Here is an 18,367-nt window from a genome sequence, read left to right on the forward strand (position 1 = left end):
CGAGTCGGAACCGGACGGTGCGCCCGGTCCGCGCGGAATGGGGAGGACTGGCTGGGGTGGGACGCCCGGGGGAGCGGGCGCACCCGGATCACCAGGAGGTGAGCGAGAAGCGATCGGTCAAGGCGCGCGCGTCGATCGCGAACGCCCTGATCTGCTCGGCCTTGGTGACCATCTTCTCGTCACCGGTCGCCTTGGCGATGTCTACCAGCCAGGTGTAGGTCTGCGCCGGGTGTACTTCGTAGAGGAAGTGCACCTTGGAGAGCATGAACAGGACGTCGCGGAAGTTGTCGCGCTCCAGCACGTTGGCCAGCGAAAGAATGCGATCGCGGGTCTCCGAGGTGAACGGCTTGCGTGGCACGAACTCAGGCTCGCCACCTGGGCTGTAGACCGTCGGGTCGGCGAAGATCTCCTTCTCGTCGAATGGGCCGTCGAATGCGAAATCGACACAGAGTGACTGCCTCGACAATTCAGATAGGTTTACCGCTGAATGCTCGGATGCCGCGTCCAGGAACCAGATCTCGCCGGGGCGGAACCGCACCACGGTGTCCTCGTTCGAGTGATAGGCGCGCGGGCTCTCCTCCAATACCATGAACGTGCGGAAATACAAGTCCGCATTCCGGTCGAGTTCGACGAAGTCGCGGTGCGGGATCACGACCGCGTTCTTCAGGTTGCGCGTGCGGGCCATCTGCAGGTGCGCGGTGTTGAACACGGAGGTGACGATCTCGCTGAGGTAAGGGGTCCGCGCGGTGTGCTCGGTGGCCACCGCACCCCCCTCGATGTCGCGGTAGAGCCGGTCGTCGGCCTGGCCGGAGGCGTTCCACAGCGGGATGTTCTTCCAGTACCCGTTGCTGAACTCGTCGTACTCCTCCTGCACGACGGGCACGGTCTCCAGGTAGTCGAGGTCGAGTTTGAGTCTCTGCTGATCGAGTTCGATCTTTCCCAGGATGTGGGAGCGCATTAGCACAGTCTCCAAATCGATGGAAGTCCTCAGACGTGGCCGAGGGTGGCCGAAAGAAGCGGGAACACCCATTCAGGGCGCTATACACCACAAGACCGGGTCACGCCGGTCGGATCCGCGACGACGCCGCCGCGCGTTGTCCGCCGTGTCCGCTGAAGGCGGCCCCAGCTCCGCCATGCGAGAATCTAACGCGTTCCCCCCTCGACGGAACATGCGCTGACCGCTGTCCCCACGTCTTGACTGTGGAGATAGCGGCGAATGCTATTCGGTGTCGTGATCAAAAACTACCAGCGTGTAAGCGGTTATGGACTAAAGATCGCGACGGTGTGATACATGCCACACGGCGGAGATTTTACGCCAATAAGGGTTGACCTGTGTGCGAACTCTTGAAAGGGCGGACCGGTCACGCACAGCGCGGGTACGGTTACGGATTGTGCGGGTCTTTATTCGCACTCCGTGTATGTGGTGGGGAAATTCCTTCCGCATGGTGAGTTTGCCGAGATAAGCGGAATGTCGGGTTTCGTGCGAAGGCGGGCCGAGTCGGGGGACTGCCCGGCCCCGTCGGAGCTCCACTGGGCTGACCCGCGGCCGTCCGACCGGGAGGAGCGGGACGCGGCGCCGATGGCGCGCGGCGACCCGCGCCGAGGTCGGGGCGATGATCGACTCGGCGGCGGTCGCCGGAGCGGCGTCCGCCGACATCGCCGAGCCGGAGCCGTGGCGTGCGGTGGCGGGTTGGGTGCGCGAAGGGAACCGGGGCGAGTGCCACGCTGGCGCGGTGGTGGGCATGAGGAGGTCCGGTTGTTCCACGCGGCGGCTGGTGGCCCGGCGAGTTGACGTCTCCGGTGCCGAGGCTTCGGGTGACCAGCGCTGTGGCCAGGTACACCGTCGACAGGAGGCGGATGGCGGTGATGGGGAGGCCCGCGGCGGATCGGGCGGTCGGGGAGTCGTTGTTTCCATGACGTCGATGGGCGCGGAGGGAACCCCGGCTGCGATCAGGCGGCTCATTGTGACCAGGTGCGCGGTCGGTCCCTGGCACTGGGCGGCTGGTCCGAAGAGGACGCGGCGGATGTGGCCTGAGCCGCCTGGCTCGACGCCGAGGGGCGTCGTGCGGCCGAGCAGTACTCCAGGGCGGCCGACGGACTCGGCTCCGAACGGGACGGACCCGGTGCGTTTGGTGGGGAATGCACGTGCTGGAGCGGCCGGGGCGGAGCAACCGCGAGCACCTCCACCCGCACGATTCGAAAAGCACGCCCCTGCCGGGGAAGCACTTTTACCGGCTCGCAGGTCAGGGCCATCGAGTTGGTTATCGGCACCCGCACAGGCGTCACCGCCACGGCGCGATTGGGAGAAACCGCTTTGTACCCAAGCCTTTCGCCTCGCTTTGGCGTCCGTCGAAATGCTGGTGAAATGGCGATGGTCGAATCCGAGCGGGTTGTGATGGGCGCACCGTCACGGGTGACTCACGGTGGTTGGTCGAGCACGGTCCGACCTGCCCGATTCGCTGGCCAGGGCCACCCTGGTGCTGCGGCGCGGGGCGAGCGGGAGTTGGCGTTCGACTGGCTGATCGGGTGGCTCGTGGCGGAGGACGTGCCGCTGACGCCCGTGTACCCCGGCGGCCGGCGGCTGCGTTCGGCGATTTCCTTGCCCGCGAGTCGGAGCCGCTGACCGTGGCCCGGCCGCGCGGCCAGGTCCGGTGGGGGACGAACTGCCGCAAGGGAAACGGGATCCGGTGGTCGAGGCGACCACCTGGCTCGGTCCACTCGGCTGCCGGTGGTGGCGGTCGCACGCGGGTTCGACCACGCTGTGTCGGTCCACTTGCACCACCGGGCCGCCGGGAGTGACCTGCGGGGCGTGGTCGAAGAGCTATTCGACTGGGTCCAGGCGTACCGGACCCGGTGTCAGCGTGGTTCCTCCGCAACGCCGAGCGGGTGGTGGCCCGGTTCGACGACGTCCGCTTGGTCGAGCGGTTGGCCGAGCCGCGGTGACCGCCCGCTGTCGGTGCTTGGGCGCGATCGTGGGTGTGGTGTTTCGGTTGGCATATCTGGTGTTTGTGCTCGAAAGTCTCGAGTCCCATCGAGTCGGACTCCGGACATCGTGTAGGGCGACTCCGAGCCGTGGTCGGGGCGAGTTAGATGTCGTTGTCTGCCGGCTGGGTGTCGGGGTCTTGGGTCGCGTGGGGGAGGGCGACCAGGGTCAGGATGGTGTCGGCGTTGGTGCCGGATCGGGCGTAGAGGCGTAGTTCGGTGTTGTTGTCCCGGTGCAGCGCGGTGAGCCGGTGCAGCGCGGCGACTCCCGCGCTGGCGAGGTGGGTCACGCCGGTCAGGTCGATGGTCAGCGACCGCGCGCCGGTGGATCCGGTGAGGATTTGGTGTTCCACTGTGGACGCGGTGGTGGCGTCGATAGGGCCGTCGACGCGGATTCTTGGTGTGGTGGTTGGTTGTTCCAGTACCAGAAGTGGAGCGGACTGCGGTGCGTGGGTCGGTGCGCGAAATGTGGTGTCGTCGGCGGTGATCAGTTTTGCCGGTCTGGTCAGCCGCAGGCCGATGGTGGCGGTGGTGCCGTGTTCGTCGTGCTCGACGCGCAGGGTGGCTACCAGTTTCCTGGTCATGTGCAGGCCGATGCCGCGGTCCGCGGAGGGGCGTGGTTCGCGCCAGCGGCCCTGGTCGGTGACGCGCATCGAGAGCACGCCGGTGTCGGAGAGTTCTCCGGTGACGGTGAAGCTGTGCGGGTCGGGTGAGTCGATGTGGGCGTGTTCGGTGGCGTTCGCGGCCAGTTCGATCACCGCGTGCCGCACCGCGTCGCTGTCGGGTTGGTCCACGTCCGCTTCGGCCAGCCACTCGTCGACGGCGCGGCGCAGCGCGGGGAGGGAGTCGTGGGTCGCGAGCACGGTGCGGCCGAAGGGTTTCGGTGGCTTTGTGAGCTGGGCGGCCAGCAGGGTGATGTCGTCGGTGTGGCCGGTGACCCTGGTCAGCAGCTCGACCGTCTGCGTGCAGGCCCGTTCGACGGCGAGCGCGACGTCGCCCCGCATGACGCGGTCGGCGGTGGCGTCCGCGGCGACCCGTGCCAGCTCGACCGTGCTCTCCGCGACTTCCCGCCCGGGGCGCTCCAGGATGCCGTCGCTGTAGAGCAGCACCAGGTCACCCGGCTTGAGGCGCTCGTCGCCGACCGCGTTGGGCCCGCGGTGTGCGCCGACACCCAGGGGGCCGGTCCCGGTCGGTGCGAGGAACCGTGCCTCGCCGTCGGCGGGCACGACCAGCGGCGGCGGATGCCCGGCGGTGCTGTAGTGGAGTTCGCCGGTGCGGGGGTTGAGGATCACCACGCAGACGGTCGCGGCGTGGGAGCCGCGGATGCGGTCGGTGGCCGCGTCGACGGCCTGAAGCGCGGCGAGGACGTCACCGGTGGCGGCCAGGCGGTCGGCCAGCAGCACGCGCAACTGGCCCATGGTGGCTGATGCGGCGACGCCGTGGCCGACGACGTCGCCCACCACCAAGGCGATCCGGCCGTCGTCCAGGGGGATGGCGTCGAACCAGTCGCCGCCCGCGGGCTCGCTCAGTGGCGTCGACCGCGTTGATCGTGACCCCGACGACGGTGCCTTCGGCGTCGTGGCGCGGGAAGACGGTGAAGTCGATGAAGGTCTCGACCCGGCCCAGCTCGTCGTGGTCGTAGTGCGCTCGCAGCTCGCGCACCGACGCGGGTTCGCCGGTCCGGTAGGTGCGCTCGAAGATCTGGAAGATCTGCTGCTCGACGATCCCGCCGAACACCTCCAGGATCGGGAGCCCGATCACGTTCTGCCGTCCCGAGTGCTCCCGGTACGCCGCCGTGGTGGCGACCAGCCGCAGCTCCGGGCCGCCCAACGCCAGCACCAACAGCGGCATCTGGTCGAACACGTCTCGCACCTCGACCGGCTTGCCCACCAGCCGGTCGAGGGCCTCGTCACCGTCGCCGTGGTCCGACACCTGACCCGGACCCTTCCGCTTGGCGTCGCCGTCGGTGAATCGTTACCCTCCCAACACATCGGCAAAACGACACACTTCGGCGGTGCGGTACCGGGTGTGTGAGAGTGGCCTTGTGGCGCATCTCCCCTCGCGGACCGGGCGGTCGCTGGTGTTGACCCTGCCGCCGGACGTGGGCGACTCGGACCAGGCCGGGCTGCACCGGATGTTGGCCGATGCCCGCGGCCTCCTGACCGCGCGAACGTCGGTGGTGCTCGACGCCCGGGCCGTCGGGGTGGTGTCCGCGCGGATGGCGCGAACCGTGGTGGCGTTCGCCGAGGTGGGCGTCGCCCGGGGGATCCGCTGCGCGGTCGTGCTCCAGCCCGGTGCCGCGGCGCGGGTGGCCCTGGACCTGGCCGACCCGAAGACCCTGGTGGCCGTGTACGGCCGGGTCGAGGAGGCGATCGGCGGGTCCGAGGCCCCCGCCGAGGCGCCGTCGGCCGACATCGTGGACCCGGAGGTCGCCGAGCAGGTGCTCAGCGACAGCTATGCGACCGTGCGGATCAGGGCTCGCGGTGCGCGGTGCGGGATGTGGATGACGTCGGTGCCCGTCGGCGGGGTCCGGCTCGACGGCGTGGGGTTCCGGATGGGGTTCGACGCCGAGGTCGCCCCGCTGGGCAAGTACGTGTTCAGCGAGCTGGAATCCGGCCGGGTCGCGTGCGGCGCCGGGGGCGCGTGGCGGCGGTACGGGGCCGGGGACGTGTTCCTGCCCGCGCAGCCCGACCTGCCGTACCGCGCGGCGGTCGACGACGGGGTGTTCCGGGTGGCCGTGATCGAACCCGCGACGCTCGAACACGTCGCGCGCACCGAGTCCGACCGGTCGGGACCGATCCGGGTCACCGGCCACGAAGCCGTCTCCGCCGCGGCCGCGGCGTACTGGCGGTCGACCTGCCGCCACCTGCGCGACGACCTGCTCGCCAACCCCGAGGTGCTGGCGCACCCCCTGGTCGTGGGCAACGCGGCGCGGCTGCTGGCGGCCGCCGCGCTGGCCACGTTCGCCAACACCGCGCGCACCGACCCCACGATCGAGGACCGCCACGACGCCACCCCCCGGACGCTGCGCACCGCGATCGCGTACATCGAGGCCCACGCCGACCAGGACATCAGCGTCGCCGACATCGCCTGCTCTGCCTGGGTCACCGTCCGCGCCGTGCAGCTGGCCTTCCGCCGCCACCTCGACACCACCCCGATGGCGTACCTGCGCCGCGTCCGACTCGACCACGTGCGCGCCGAGCTGCGCGCCGCGGTCCCGGGCCAGGAAACCGTCACGGGCATCGCCGCGCGCTGGGGATTCAGCAGACCGGGCGCGTTCGCCGCCTACTACCGAGAAGTCTTCGACGAACTCCCCTCGCACACGCTGCGGAACAACTGACCCCGCCCGGCCTCGCTTTGCCACCTTCCAGTCGTCATGGCGAGCGACGACCTGAGCACGGCCAGGGCACCGGAATTGCCGCCCGCAGGCTGGGATCCGCGCCTGTCGAGCGCCCTTAACGTCTACTTGCGACATTCGAAGGGCCCTGCCACCGCGGATGACATGGGGCGGGAGACCGCGGCCGGGCTCGGCCTCCTGTGGAGGAAACCATTTCACCTCTGGCGCGTGCAGCGCTTTCGCGGTCTGCCGGCAACACCCGGGAGAGAATGCTGTGGAGCGGTTCAGCCCGGTATAGCCCGCGGGCGACCACTATCCAGGAGCAACCAGGTCACCGATGTCGGCGACCGTCCCGGTGTCTCGAGCCAAGGCTGCGAGGCGTGCGTCCACGGTGATCAAAGCATCTGCCTGGAGTGTGGCGACCGCGATGTACCCGGCGTCCCTGAGCGTGTCCCTGCCGTGCCTGCGGGCGATCCGCCACGCGGTGCGGCACGACACCCGGTCACCCAGAAGCCGTATTTTCGTCTCGGTGATCCGATCGTGTGCCTTCATGGCTGCTGCCCCGGTGCGCGTGCCCGCACTGACATCGCGCAAGGAGTGGCCATAGCAGCCGTCGCACAGGGTGGTGCGGGCGACGTCGAACCCGCCGCCGGGTTGGCTGAACGCGGCGATGACCGCGTGCGGGCCGGTGTTGGTCTTGCAGCCGGTGCGGGTGGCGGCGACCGGGCGGCCGGTGGAGTCGGGCATCGGGATCACGACGTCGCGCAGATCGCCGAGAATGTCTGGTCTCACCATGTCTGACGCTCTGCGCACAGATTTCCGACGATCGCAAAGCCTCTACGCCGATCGTGAATACGGACGGATGGCCCTACTGGACGCGAGGCGCGTGATAAACGATCATTGTCCGGTAGCTTGATCCACAGCAGCGGGGTGGCGGCCCGACCGGCGGTCGCCGCGCCACTCACGCGCGTTACCCGGTAGGTCGGGGAGGCCGGTTCATGGTCGCGACGGTGACGGAGCCGCAGACCCGGCGGACAGGGGCCAGCGGCGGGAAGACCGTGCGCACGTCGGTCGACTCCTTCCTCGACTCGCTGAGGGTGAAGACGAATCCGAATACGCCGCGCGCCTACAACGGCGTGCTCGACCGGGTCGCCGCACCCGTCCGGCTCGGCACGTGACCACCGATGCGCCGGTGGTTCGGCGCCTCGGCACGTCCGGCACGTCGGCGGGGACCGGTCACCCGAGATGAGGTCACATGGGCAACGCCGAGGCCGATCCGAACCCTTCGCTTCCGATGTCCCGCCGGACCCTGTTGCAGGGAACCGGGCTCGCCCTGGGCGGCACGGTCCTGGTCGGCGGGACCGCCGACGCGCACCCACCGGGCGTTCCGGTCCCGGGCCCCGGCAGCCCGGTGCGCCCGATCCCGGTGCCTGAGCAGGTTCCGGCTACCCAGGGCTTGTTCCAGGTGCCCGGGGCGCGGCTGTGGTACTGGGACACCGGCGGGCACGGTGAGCCGGTGGTTCTGCTGCACGCTCTGAGCGGCAGTGGCGAGAGCTGGCCGTACCAGCAGTCGTACCTCGCCCGGGCGGGGTACCGGGTCATCGGCTACTCGCGTCGGGGGTACGCCAACTCGCCGGTGCAGGACCCGAACGACCCGAGGACCGGCATCGAGGACCTGCACGACCTCGTGGACTTCCTGGGCGTCGGGAGGTTTCACGTCGTCGGCGTCGCCGGTGGCGGCTGGTACGCGATGGACTACGCGCTCAACCACCCGGACCGGGTGCGCAGCCTGGTGATCGGCGCGTGCGTGCTCCAGGTCCAGGAGCAGGATTACCAGGACATGGTGGGGCGGTTGCGGTCGCCCGAGGTCGACGCGCTGCCCATCCACTTCCGGGAGTTGGGCCCGTCCTACCGCGCGACCGACCCGGACGGTGTGGCCAGGTGGCTGGACATCCACCACCGGGCCGGGCCCGACGGGATCATCCAGCCCAGGGCGACCTCGCTGGACTGGGCCGTGATCGCACGGCTCACCGTGCCCACCCTGCTGCTGTGGGGGGACGCCGACCCGCACACCGCACCGCCGGTGCAGCGTCTGCTGGCCGGGCACTTCCGCAGGGTGAGCACCGTGGTGGCCAACGAGTGCGGGCACAACGTCCACTGGGAACGGTCGGACGTGGTCAACCCCGTGCTGCTGAACTTCTTCCGGACCAACCGGCACTGACCACCCGGACCACGGGGTGAACGGCCTATGCCGCACCCGCGCGGCCGCGAACCGCACCGTCTGCTCAAGCACCTCACCTGGACCACCCGGCGGCACGTGTGCCGCCGGGTGGCCGGGTTCAGCGGTGCGCGGGCCAGAGGAACGCGCGGTTGGCGTAGCCGCTGCCGTTCTGGACCATGGCGAAGCCGAGGACCGAGCCGCGTTCGTTGATCTCGCGGGGGTAGGTGCTCCCGGCACCGGGAACGGGTTCGAGCGGGGTGATCTTGCCCCGAGCGCTCCAGACCGCCACGCTGTGGCCGTTGGCGCTGCCCACCGATTCGCCGGAGTCGTTGATGTCGGCCGCGGTGCTCGCCCCGGGGAGGGCGGGCAGCCGGGTCGGGACTCCGACACGGTCCCAGGTGACGGCGGTCGGGACACCGTCCTTGTAGGAGTAGCCCGCGATGACGCCGCGGTCGTTGACGGCCTGGGGAACGAGCAGGGCGCCCTCTTCCAGCGGGGCGAGGCGGGTGAGGGCGTTGCCGTGGGCCAGGTCCCAGCGGACGAAGTAGCCATCCGCGTTGGGGTTGAACACATAACCGAACGCGGCGGTCGCGGATGCGCTGTAGACGGTCACCCGGGTGGCGCCGTCGGGCACGGGCAGCGGGGTCGCCGCGCCGGATCGGTTCCAGCGGACGGGAACCACCGTGGTCTCGCCGGGGGAGTCGGTGGAGGAGGAACCGATGATGGTGCCGTCGTCGAGCAGTGACACCCCGCTGGTGTTGGTGTGGCCGGGCAACGGGGGCAGCAGGGCGGCTCGGCCGTTGTCCCAGCGGACCGAGCGGAATCGCCTACCGGAGGTGAAAACCTCCCCCATGACGACACCGCGCTCGTTGACGGCCTCGGCCTCCGCGTTCGCGTAACCGGGGACGGTGAGTTCGGTGCGATTGCCGTCGCGGTCCCAGGTGAGCGGGCGAACGGCGTAGTCCGGCCCGTACGCGTAGCCTACGGTCAGCCCCGCGTCGTTGATGGCGGTCGCCTGCGCACCCGGGAAGCCCTCGAGCGAGGGCAGCACCGTGAGCCTGCCGCGACGGTCCCACCGCGCCGGGGCCTGCCACCCGTTCGACTCCACCGCGCCCACCGAGACATCCGACGAGTTCACGTCGAACGAGACGCTCTCGTTCGCTCCGCCCCGAGCCAGCTCGACCGGCGCGCTCGTCCCCGCGGCGCTCGGCTGCGCGACGGCGACGAGCAGCGTTGCCGTCAGCGTTCCGATTACGCCTGCTGTCAAAGATTTTCTTGGCATTCATGCCTCCCCTGTAGTTCCCTCCGACTACAGTGTGGCGCGCGCCCAGGAGAGGAAACAGCGCCCATTCGGGGAATGCGGCAGTCGCGCATTTCACCGCACGCCTCCTCAGAGGAGACGTTTGGGTGCAAGGCAGGTTGCCTCGGGTTGCTGGCTTTTTCCGCGCCGTGAGAGTCATTTGTCATCAGGCGGTGGCCTAGGCGGCAGCAGCGGAGCTCGGCCAGCACGATCGCCCGAGCCGACAACGCGGTGAACCGCACCGGCACCTCGCCACCCTCTTCTCTTCCCATGCCGTCCGGTGAGTGGCGGACGTTGCGCCCCAACTCGCCATGACGGCCCAGCCTTGACCCGTTCTGGCGACGATCGAGTGACGTTGGGAGCCTGGTGGACGGGTTTGTCCACATCTCCCACCCCGATCCCGTGTGGCGGCCGGAGCCCGCGTTCCTGGTGGTCGTCGAGCCGGCCTCGTGCGACATCAACGGCTGGCACGAGCACGCGGGATCGATGGTCAGCCGGGTTGCGGAAGCTGGCCACCTGATGGACTCCACCGCCGGCCGCCAAATGGCCTTGACGAGGATCGGCGAAGAGTCCGATGGTTGCCCGGTGATGATTCGACGTGAGCTTCCCGATGATGTTGAGGTGATCCGCGCGGTCACGGCCGCCGCGTTCCGTGGCGTCGCGCATAGCGCACCGCCGGTGGAGCCGGGTGGGGATCCGGGCGAAGCGACCCTGGTCTCGCGGTTGCGCGAGGATGCCGGTTGGGTTGCGCGGCTGTCGTTGGTCGCGGTCGAGGACGACGTCGTGGTCGGCCACGTCGTCGCTACACGTGCCCATGTGGATGCGCGGCCCGCTCTTGGTCTCGGGCCGTTGAGCGTTCTCCCACACCGGCAGCGAGCCGGTGTCGGGACTGCCCTGATGCACGCCGTTCTGGGTGCCGCCGACGCGCTCGGCGAGCCTCTGGTCGGGCTGGTGGGCGACCCTGGCTTCTACCACCGATTCGGCTTCGTCCCCTCCCGGTCGATGGAGATAGTCGCGCCGGACCCATCGTGGGGTGACTACTTCCAGGTCCGGCCCCTCACCCAGTACGACGGTGTGACCGGCTGCTTCTCCTATGCCAGCCCATTCGACCTGCTGTGAGCGAGGCAGTCGCGGCCTCGGGTCATCCGTTGCGGTGAGGCGAATGTCCCAGCGCACGGAAACGGGTTGCGGACTGTCCACTCCAGACTTGAGTGGCACGGCGGAGACGCCCGGCCCGGACCGAGTCCACGGCGACAGGAGCGTGGTACGGCCGGGCTGGGCGCTCGTCCCCGGAATCGCGCTACGAGTAGGCGGGCACGTCCCAGTCACCGCAGCTGTAGTCGCCGCCCTGCTCGGTCAGGCACTCCTTGACCTCGAACGGGTCCCACTGGTCCACGTTGTTGCGGTTGTAGCTGAACGTCCTGGAGTTCGTGTCGTCCTTCCCCGAGGAACTCACGCTGAGCGGTGCCGAGAAGCCACCGGTGATGTAGCGCCAGCGGAAGTAGCCGCGGGCGCCGTGGCTGTCGGTCTTCGTGTCGGTGACGGTGACCGTGACCTCCAGGTTGCCGTTGACGAACGTCGCCGTGCCGCGCTCCCACACCCCGACCACGTCGGCCTGCGTGCCGGTGGCGTTCCAGCCCGACGCCAGGTTCCAGCCCGTCGCGGCTTGCGCGGCGGGCGACGCGAGCGTCGACCCGGCGGTCAGCGCGACGGCCGCGGCGCCCGCGGTGATCAGTCGGTTTACCACAACACCCATCGGAATCATCCCCCTGTTCGCGGCGGATCCCCGCCTCACCACTGACTCTGCCCGCCCGGTGGGTGGTTCACCTTGTCGGTTCGCGCAACGCCCTTGGCGAAACGCGCGAAGCGGCCTCCGCGCGGTACTCGGCAGGCGTCACCCCGTAGGCCCGGCGGAAGTTCCGGCTGAAGTGCGCGGGATCGACCAGTCCCCACCGGGCGGCCACCCGGTGGACGGGGATTCCGGCCAGGAGGGGGTCCCCGAGGTCTCGACGGCAGCGTTCGAGCCGTCGGCGGCGGATCCAGTCGGCCGGACTCGTGCCGTCGGCGGCGAACAGCTGTTGCAGTCCCCGCAGGGAGATGTGGTGCGCCGCCGCGACCGCCGCGGGCGTCAACGCCCGCTCCGCGAGGTGTCGCTCGACGTACTCGTCGATCGTCATCCGCAACGCCCTTCGCCTGCTCTCCGGCGTCAGCGCCCGCTCGGCGCGCACCGGGATCGCGAGCGTCGCGGCCAGCAGGTCGACGGTGACCGAGGCCAGCGCGGGCACGTCGTCGGCCGTGAACTCGTCGGCGCGGCCGGTGAGGTCCACCAGCCACCGCGCGAAGGCGGCGCCGATCCCGCCCCGACCGCTGAACGGCACCGCGGTGAGATCGCTGACCAGGTTCGCGGGTACGGGCAACCGCGTCCTCGGCACCTGGACCAAGAGCACCGAACCGCCCGGCGGGCAGGACCGCCTGGCGGACAGCGGCCGCGAGGTGTCGTAGAGCGTGAACTCGCTGCCGCCCAACACCGCTTCCCGGTCTGCCTGCCCGATGCGAGCGGTGCCGTCGAGCACCAGGTTGACCTGGTATGCCTCGGGGTCTGATCGGCGGATCAACTTCGCGGGTCTGCTCACCTGGACGGAGGGGAACGTCAACGCCGACACCACCAACTCGTCGAGCACGAGTGTGCGCATCGTGGCGCGGAAGTCGGCCTCCTCGGGGCTCCGCACGAACGTCGGGGTCAACGAGCGCGCACCCAGCTCGACCCAGCTGTCGAACCGGTCCTCCGGCGCGAACTCCTCGGTGCTGAACTCACTGAACACGACTCCCCCAAGTCAGGTGTCCCTCGCGGACCAGCGCGCTCGTCCGCTGACGACGAGCACCCAGGCAACTGCCACCGGCGGCGGAGCGCACGTCCCGGCCGACCGGTCAGTCCGGCGGCCCGACAGGTGATCGGGCCGCCGGCGCAGGTCACACGAGATCAGCAGGCGACGACGCTGCCCCAGTCGGTGAGGTACTCGTCGAGGATCCAGCCGACCTGGTTGGTGCGCGCGTTCCTGAGGTAGGTCCAGGTGCCGCCGTCACCACTGGCCCAGCAGTAGTAGTCGAGGTTGTCGGTTGGTTCGGCCCAGTTGGGGTGTGCGCACGTCTCCGACGGACCCGTGAACAGCGAGTGCCTCGTCCGGAGCGCGGTGTGGTTGGGCTTGTTGTCCTTGTCCGGTGCGGAGACACCGCAGGCCGCTTGGCTGGTGTCCCCGCTCGAGGTGGTTGCCTCCGCCGAGGTGGCAACCGCCATCCCGATCGTCACCACCATGGTCGCGACGACCGTAGTCTTTCTGAACATCGGGAATTCCTCCGTGATCACACTGGAGCGGAACAGGATTGCTCGTCGCGCGGAACTCGGATGTCATTTCCGAGCCGCTGTCGGGCGACGGGTCGGGGCGTCGCCGGACCCGTCGGTTCCAGCCTGGCGAAGCGTTGGTCGTGCGGCCAGTGATCCGGGCTGTCCCGGACAGCGGTGCCACGTCCGGCCTGGTCGGCGGGACTTGTCCGGTTGCTCGGACAGCCCTGTCCGTCCCCCGAATGCGCGGCCCGACGGGCCGCCCCTCGGCCCGAACGCGACCTACCGGCGTTCGATGTGAAAACTCTGGTCCGCGCCACCGGTGCAGGTTTCTTGGGCGATTTCCGTATCCGGGGCGATGGTGTCGTAGCGCACGCCGAGGCACAATCGGGTCTCAGCGGGCCGCAAACGATAGGTGTCGGGGATGCCCGAGTCGGCGAGTTCCAACCGGAACAGCTGTGCGGAGTTCTCGCCCTTGCAGCCGTCCTGGGGTTCGATGAGGTTGGCCGCCACGCCGCCGGTGATCACGGTGAGGCAGCCCTGTCCGTGCACCGGGTGGTCCCACATGACGCGGTAGAGGTCGTCGTGGGCGCGTTGGAGCAGCGTGCGCGGCGGTTCCGCGTCAGCGCACGGACGCAGCGCGGCTATCTCGCTCGGGTAGCGGCCCGTGCGGTCGTGCCCCTCGCCGACGCAGAGGGTGTCCGCCTGAGCCGGGTGGATCCGTACCCACCCTGTCACCGGCGCCACCGCGGGTCCCCCGGACAAGGGTCGGATGGGTTCGTCGGCCGATCGCGACGGGGACGTGTCCAGCAGGTGCACCACGAAGACCAGGATCGCCACGATGGTCGCCGCCGCGGCGCCCACCGTCGACCAGTTCCGGCGCGCCCTGGGTGGCTCCGTGTCGGCGGGTGCGTCATCGGCCACGTCGTCAGCGGGTTCGGCCGGTTCCGCGGTCCCGCCGCGCGCGATCCGTGCCCAGGTCGCCAGCCAGGTCTCGATCTCCGCCTCGCCACCGCCGCAGGCCCGCACGAAGGCGGCCACGACCTCCATCCTCGGCAACGACTGCCGCCGCAGCGCGTCGGCGATCGTGCTGCGCGGCAGCGGCAAGCCCTGCTCCGCCGCGTTGTCGGCCAGCTGCCGGTAGGTCAACCCCGACCGGACCTTCAGCTGCTCCATCGCGCGGACGAACTCCACGGGCGAGCGTGCCGATTCCACCTCGGATCCCCTGCCGAGCCCCATGGGCCACAGGCTACCAATGACCCGGTACGCCCTACGGTGTGCCGATCGCGTCGACCTCGAACATCGCGCTGGGCGGATGCGGTGGCTTTCCCAGGGGATCCCGGCTTGGATGCGGTCGCGGAGTGGGGGGTTGTCCGAAGCGATCACCACGTTGCTCGCGGGCTCGGCGGGTGCGCCGAACTGGCTCTCGGCCGAGACCCGCCAGGAACAGGCTCACGGGGTAGCGGTGGGTCAGGTCTGGCGACCCGGTCGCCGACCTCGCAGGCACCCTCGACCTGGTCGGCCCGGCTACGGGCCCACCTGGTAGTGCCGTGCGGCCTGCGCGGCCGATAGCGCGAACGGGTAGAACGACACGAACGCCATGCTGCCCCACCAGTGGGCCAGCGTCTGGTTCGTGCCGTAGCCGTTGGTGAAGCCGTTGGTGTTCTCGTAGCCGATGCGGAAGTAGGCGGTCATGGCGGCGGGGTGGGCGCCCGCTTGCTGCATCAGCAGCGCCCCGTCGAGGTAGACCTTGATGCCGTAGGACGCGTCGTGCACCGCGATGACGTTGTGCCAGCCGCCGTCGCTGTAGGCGAATGGGCTCACCAGTTCGTAGGTCGTGGACGTGCCCTGGACCAGGAACAGGAGGTCACCGGTGTTGTTGAGGGCGAGGAGGTTCGTCTTGGCCGGCGACTGGCCGGTTTGCGTGCTGCCGAAACCGCAGATGACGCCCTGGTTGTTGTAGGTGTTGAACCAGGCCTCCTGGCTGGTGCTGCTGCCCGGGGCGATGCTGTAGGTGCCCGGCGTCGACACCCAGTGCGTCTGGTCCAGGTTCGCGTACCAGTCGGGCTCCCGCACGCACGGGTACTCGGTCTGGTTCTGCGACTGCCTGCCGCCCTGGTACGTGCCGTTCGCGTGGTTGGCGCTCTCGTCGTTGGCGACCACGCCCGTCGACTCGTTCAGCGGGTAGAGCCGGGTGGCGCCGTCGGCCAGCGGTACCGAATGGCACGTCGGCCCGGCGGAGGTGATCGTGTCGTTGGTGTTGTTGACGCGGGCGATGAAGGCGCTGATCGTGGTCGTCGTGCCGAGGTAGGCGACCAGGGCGAGCACCCCGAACAGCGCCATCAACCTCCGTTTGGTCACGCGGTCGAGTATCCTTGCCCGTCGCCGGGGAAACCGTCGGGCGCACTATTGCCCGCACCGTTCACCCGAACGAGACTGCGGCGGCGCCCACTCGACGAACTTCGGCAGTCCCGGGAATGGCCAAGTCGACGATGATGGCCGGGAGCGCGGTCAATGATCGAATTGCCGGACTGCTGGTTGCCGGACGCGCCAGACAGGTGCCCGAACTCCTCTCCGGCCAGCAGTGGTGGCGATATGGCGACTCGGTGGATGTTGCTACGTGTGGGTGGTTGACCTCACCCGGTCGAGGTGTGCCACAACACCCAGCGCAGGTCGATGGAGTTGATCTCCGCTGGTCCTTCCGCCTTGACCGCAGCGGCACGAAGTAGCCGAATGCCCCTTCGTCGGTGCGGAAGCAGTAGACGCGCGTCGCCTTCACTTGGTCGGACGGTAGGGCGAATCGCCAGCTCTCGGTTGGCAATGACGCGCAACTCACCCGGCGTTGATTCCGCAGTGTGCCGGTCGGTCGGCCAACTACGAGTGGTTCTGCGCGTACCAGTACGAGGACTACACCGGTATGTGGAGTTGCGGGTACTGCTTCATTCCGTGGAACAGCATGGGTTCCTTCCAGAACTGCCAGACCGCGGGCACGGTGCCGACCGTGTACTTCGACGACGGCACCAACCAGAACCTGGCGGCCCCACGCGTGGTCAGCCGAGGTCGCGAGGGGCGCGGAGGGCGGCGGCGGCTTCGTCCAGGTCCGTGATCGCCAGTAGGCGGCGTTCTACGGGGCCGATGGCTTCCGGGGGAAGGGTTTCGGTGGGGGTGAGTTGGCGGAAGTCGAGGGTTGTCGCGTTGTGCCAGGCGGTGGGGCGGTCGGTGGGGGAGGGGTGGACCACGGTCGCCGGTCGGGAGTGGAGGCCGGGGGTGTTGGCGCCGGGGGACACCGCTTCGGCGGCTTGGTGGGTGAGCCAGGCGGGGAGCGGGGTCGCGCCCGCGAGGGTGACCCGGGTTTGGAAGACGCGGTCGGTGTAGCGGTGCACCGCGTCGGTGAGGACTTCGGTGGCGGCCACGGCGAACTGGTCCGGTGGGCGGGGTTTGCCGAAGACGCCGCCGGTGGGGGACGGGCCGGTGCGCGCCAGGTAGTCGAGTTCGATGGCGCGGGCGGCGAGGTTCGCGCGGAGTCCCTCGCCCACGCGGAAGGGGAGGAGGCCGACGGAGAGCAGGATCGGGGTCGGGCTCGAGGCCAAAGTGGACCACAGTCGGGTCCAGGTCTCGGCGGGGGCCGCGCGCCACGGGGTGACGGCTGCCAGCCACGGGTTGGGGGAATCGCCGCGGGTGGTGCGGGAGGCGGTGATGGTTTTGCCGATTTCGACGACATCGGCGGTGTTGGGGTGGAACGGGCTGAGGGTCCAGCGTAGTTCGTCGTCGTTGTCGACGGGGTGGCCGAGCAGGGGTGCCGGGAGGGCTTGGCGCAGTGTTGCGGTCAGTGCTGCCGCGGTGTCTGCTGTGGACGCTCGGGTGAGCAGGTAGGTGCTGATGTGGTTGGACTGCGGGTGGGTCAGGTGTCGGAGCTCGAAGCGGGCGGCGTGTGGGGCGCCCACCTCCCACAGGTAGCGCACCCAGGAAGGGGCGGCGAGGTGTTCCGCCGGTTCCGGCGTGCTGTTGAACACCACCGTGCCGACCGAACCGGCCTGCATGAGCTGGCCCGCGGAACCCGTGAACTGGTTGACGGTCTCGCCGGGAGAGGTGGGCGGGGCGGCGGGGTGTTGCGCCGCCGCGGCGGCGCGGGTGACGCGCAATCCCGCCACCGCGCCGCCGTCCGCGGTCCACGCGACCGCTGGTGGGTGTTCCACTACTGTCCCCGGGTCGGCATGGTCTGGTCGCCGGGTCCGCCCGGGTCGCCCGGTGCCCGGTGCTGGCCGGACTGCTGCGGCCGCGGAGCGGGCGGCGGCGCGGGAACGGGCGGTGCCGAGTGGACGGGCATCTGGTGGCTCCCCGTCTGCTGGGGCACGTGCGACGCCCAACCGGCGCCCGTCGGCGTCTCGCCGGGGAGGTCCTCGATCGGCGGGAGGCCGTTCGGGAAGCCGTAGTTCTCCGGCACCTCGACCCGCTCGATGGCCACGTACATGCCCTCGCGGCACAGCGCGTGGATCACCTCGCGCATCGCTCTCGGGCGCTGGGTGCGCAGCATCTGGCCGATGTCGGAGAGCCTGCCCGTCATCCGGGCGACGAGGTCGAGCCAGAAGCGGACGACGAGGTTCACGCCGCGGCGGTGGCGGTACATGACCCAGCCGAGGTACAGGCTCGTGCCGTAGGCGAACACCGTCACGTAGGCCCGGTAGGAGCCGTCGATGAGGACGAGGCGGTTGGCGACCGAGCCGAAGCCGGTGCGGTTGCGCGTGGTCTCCACCGACTGGATCGGCAGTTTCCGCTCGGCGATCTTGCCGTTCATCATGCGGTACACCGCGTCCGCCGCGGCGCCGCGGTCGGCGAGCACCACGTGCCATTCACCGAGCGGTTCGGCGACCCTGCTGAGCAGGAAAGCCGCGAACCACAACGGCACCATGAGGCTGTAGCCGACGGTGCTGTCGATGCTCGTCAGGATGGCCGTGGGCAGGATCATGATCAGGAACGACTTGATGAACAGCCGGAACAGACTCCGGCCGAGCACGGTCTCGTCGAAATAGGTCTCGACCTGACCGTGTCGGAGGATCTTGTTCTGGTAGACGGCGTCCGGGTCTCCGCCCTGCCAGTGGGGCAGGTACGCCGGATTCGACATGGGACTCCTTCGAGGAGTGGATGGCGAGTCGGCCGGTGGTCGACATATCGCAGATCGCCACCGCG

At 69.6% G+C, this 18,367-nt stretch carries 16 protein-coding genes; 4 read left to right on the forward strand and 12 right to left on the reverse strand.

The genetic code is table 11. The features are described 5' to 3' along the window. Positions 1-88: 88 nt before the first annotated feature. From V5P93_RS17365 to V5P93_RS17375, 3 genes are all read right to left on the reverse strand, one after another. Positions 89-958, reverse strand: coding sequence for an aspartyl/asparaginyl beta-hydroxylase domain-containing protein (locus V5P93_RS17365; RefSeq protein ID WP_104479876.1), 870 nt, complete (start codon positions 956-958; stop codon positions 89-91). 2,128 nt (positions 959-3,086) lie between these two features. After that, a complete protein-coding gene (locus V5P93_RS17370; RefSeq protein ID WP_342752272.1) occupies positions 3,087-4,445 on the reverse strand; it encodes a SpoIIE family protein phosphatase in 1,359 nt (452 codons plus the stop codon). Next, complete coding sequence (locus V5P93_RS17375) at positions 4,351-4,914, reverse strand: PAS domain-containing protein (protein WP_219824008.1); 564 nt, start codon at positions 4,912-4,914, stop codon at positions 4,351-4,353. Before V5P93_RS17375 ends, V5P93_RS17370 begins: the two co-directional genes overlap by 95 nt. 112 nt (positions 4,915-5,026) lie before the next feature. On the opposite strand from V5P93_RS17375, the gene V5P93_RS17380 reads away from it, so the two are divergent. Continuing rightward, positions 5,027-6,322 (forward strand): helix-turn-helix transcriptional regulator, encoded by a 1,296-nt coding sequence (locus V5P93_RS17380; RefSeq protein ID WP_146108069.1) that lies wholly within the window; start codon positions 5,027-5,029, stop codon positions 6,320-6,322. 309 nt (positions 6,323-6,631) lie between these two features. Here V5P93_RS17380 and V5P93_RS17385 read toward each other — a convergent pair whose 3' ends face one another. Beyond that, complete coding sequence (locus tag V5P93_RS17385) at positions 6,632-7,132, reverse strand: type II toxin-antitoxin system VapC family toxin (RefSeq protein ID WP_146108070.1); 501 nt, start codon at positions 7,130-7,132, stop codon at positions 6,632-6,634. A 197-nt stretch (positions 7,133-7,329) separates the two neighbouring features. Here V5P93_RS17385 and V5P93_RS17390 point away from each other — a divergent pair, with 197 nt between their 5' ends. Both V5P93_RS17390 and V5P93_RS17395 read left to right on the forward strand, forming a co-directional pair. Next, the gene (locus V5P93_RS17390; protein ID WP_181043554.1) at positions 7,330-7,497 is read left to right on the forward strand and encodes a hypothetical protein; all 168 of its coding nucleotides are present in this window, start codon (positions 7,330-7,332) and stop codon (positions 7,495-7,497) included. 116 nt (positions 7,498-7,613) lie between these two features. Then, the gene (locus tag V5P93_RS17395; protein WP_245931338.1) at positions 7,614-8,540 is read left to right on the forward strand and encodes an alpha/beta fold hydrolase; all 927 of its coding nucleotides are present in this window, start codon (positions 7,614-7,616) and stop codon (positions 8,538-8,540) included. Between the two features lie 118 nt (positions 8,541-8,658). Here the strand turns inward: V5P93_RS17395 and V5P93_RS17400 are convergent, their stop codons facing one another. Continuing rightward, positions 8,659-9,807, reverse strand: coding sequence for a hypothetical protein (locus tag V5P93_RS17400; protein ID WP_146108071.1), 1,149 nt, complete (start codon positions 9,805-9,807; stop codon positions 8,659-8,661). Between the two features lie 399 nt (positions 9,808-10,206). Here V5P93_RS17400 and V5P93_RS17405 point away from each other — a divergent pair, with 399 nt between their 5' ends. Continuing rightward, complete coding sequence (locus tag V5P93_RS17405; RefSeq protein WP_245931339.1) at positions 10,207-10,959, forward strand: GNAT family N-acetyltransferase; 753 nt, start codon at positions 10,207-10,209, stop codon at positions 10,957-10,959. A 181-nt stretch (positions 10,960-11,140) separates the two neighbouring features. On the opposite strand, the gene V5P93_RS17410 is transcribed toward V5P93_RS17405, so the two are convergent. The 7 genes from V5P93_RS17410 to V5P93_RS17440 all read right to left on the reverse strand — a co-directional run bounded on the left by V5P93_RS17410 (position 11,141) and on the right by V5P93_RS17440 (position 18,302). Next, positions 11,141-11,596: a hypothetical protein gene (locus V5P93_RS17410; RefSeq protein WP_104479882.1), complete on the reverse strand. Its 456-nt coding sequence runs from the start codon at positions 11,594-11,596 to the stop codon at positions 11,141-11,143. Between the two features lie 67 nt (positions 11,597-11,663). Further along, positions 11,664-12,662, reverse strand: a complete 999-nt coding sequence (locus V5P93_RS17415; RefSeq protein WP_104479883.1) for a helix-turn-helix domain-containing protein — start codon at positions 12,660-12,662, stop codon at positions 11,664-11,666. 158 nt (positions 12,663-12,820) lie between these two features. Next, a complete protein-coding gene (locus V5P93_RS17420) occupies positions 12,821-13,183 on the reverse strand; it encodes a hypothetical protein (protein ID WP_146108072.1) in 363 nt (120 codons plus the stop codon). A 279-nt stretch (positions 13,184-13,462) separates the two neighbouring features. After that, a complete protein-coding gene (locus V5P93_RS17425) occupies positions 13,463-14,395 on the reverse strand; it encodes an XRE family transcriptional regulator (protein ID WP_146108073.1) in 933 nt (310 codons plus the stop codon). A 312-nt stretch (positions 14,396-14,707) separates the two neighbouring features. Further along, entirely contained in the window at positions 14,708-15,541 is an 834-nt protein-coding gene (locus tag V5P93_RS17430; protein ID WP_146108074.1) for a LamG domain-containing protein, read from the reverse strand. A 689-nt stretch (positions 15,542-16,230) separates the two neighbouring features. Continuing rightward, positions 16,231-17,376, reverse strand: a complete 1,146-nt coding sequence (locus V5P93_RS17435) for a hypothetical protein (protein ID WP_104479887.1) — start codon at positions 17,374-17,376, stop codon at positions 16,231-16,233. Continuing rightward, on the reverse strand, positions 17,376-18,302 hold the full coding sequence (locus V5P93_RS17440) for a hypothetical protein (RefSeq protein ID WP_104479888.1): 927 nt from the start codon (positions 18,300-18,302) through the stop codon (positions 17,376-17,378). The genes V5P93_RS17435 and V5P93_RS17440 overlap by 1 nt, the downstream gene beginning before the upstream one ends. Between the last annotated feature and the right edge of the window lie 65 nt (positions 18,303-18,367).

The sequence above is a fragment of the Actinokineospora auranticolor genome (genome assembly GCF_041897805.1).
GTDB classification, from domain to species: domain Bacteria; phylum Actinomycetota; class Actinomycetes; order Mycobacteriales; family Pseudonocardiaceae; genus Actinokineospora; species Actinokineospora auranticolor.

Bases quoted from the DNA above. Each gene is read 5' to 3' on its own strand.
- V5P93_RS17440 (WP_104479888.1), bottom strand. From the start codon at position 18,302: ATGTCGAATCCGGCGTACCTGCCCCACTGGCAGGGCGGAGACCCGGAC.
- V5P93_RS17410 (WP_104479882.1), bottom strand. From the start codon at position 11,596: ATGGGTGTTGTGGTAAACCGACTGATCACCGCGGGCGCCGCGGCCGTC.
- V5P93_RS17365 (WP_104479876.1), bottom strand. From the start codon at position 958: ATGCGCTCCCACATCCTGGGAAAGATCGAACTCGATCAGCAGAGACTC.
- V5P93_RS17395 (WP_245931338.1), top strand. From the start codon at position 7,614: ATGTCCCGCCGGACCCTGTTGCAGGGAACCGGGCTCGCCCTGGGCGGC.
- V5P93_RS17420 (WP_146108072.1), bottom strand. From the start codon at position 13,183: ATGTTCAGAAAGACTACGGTCGTCGCGACCATGGTGGTGACGATCGGG.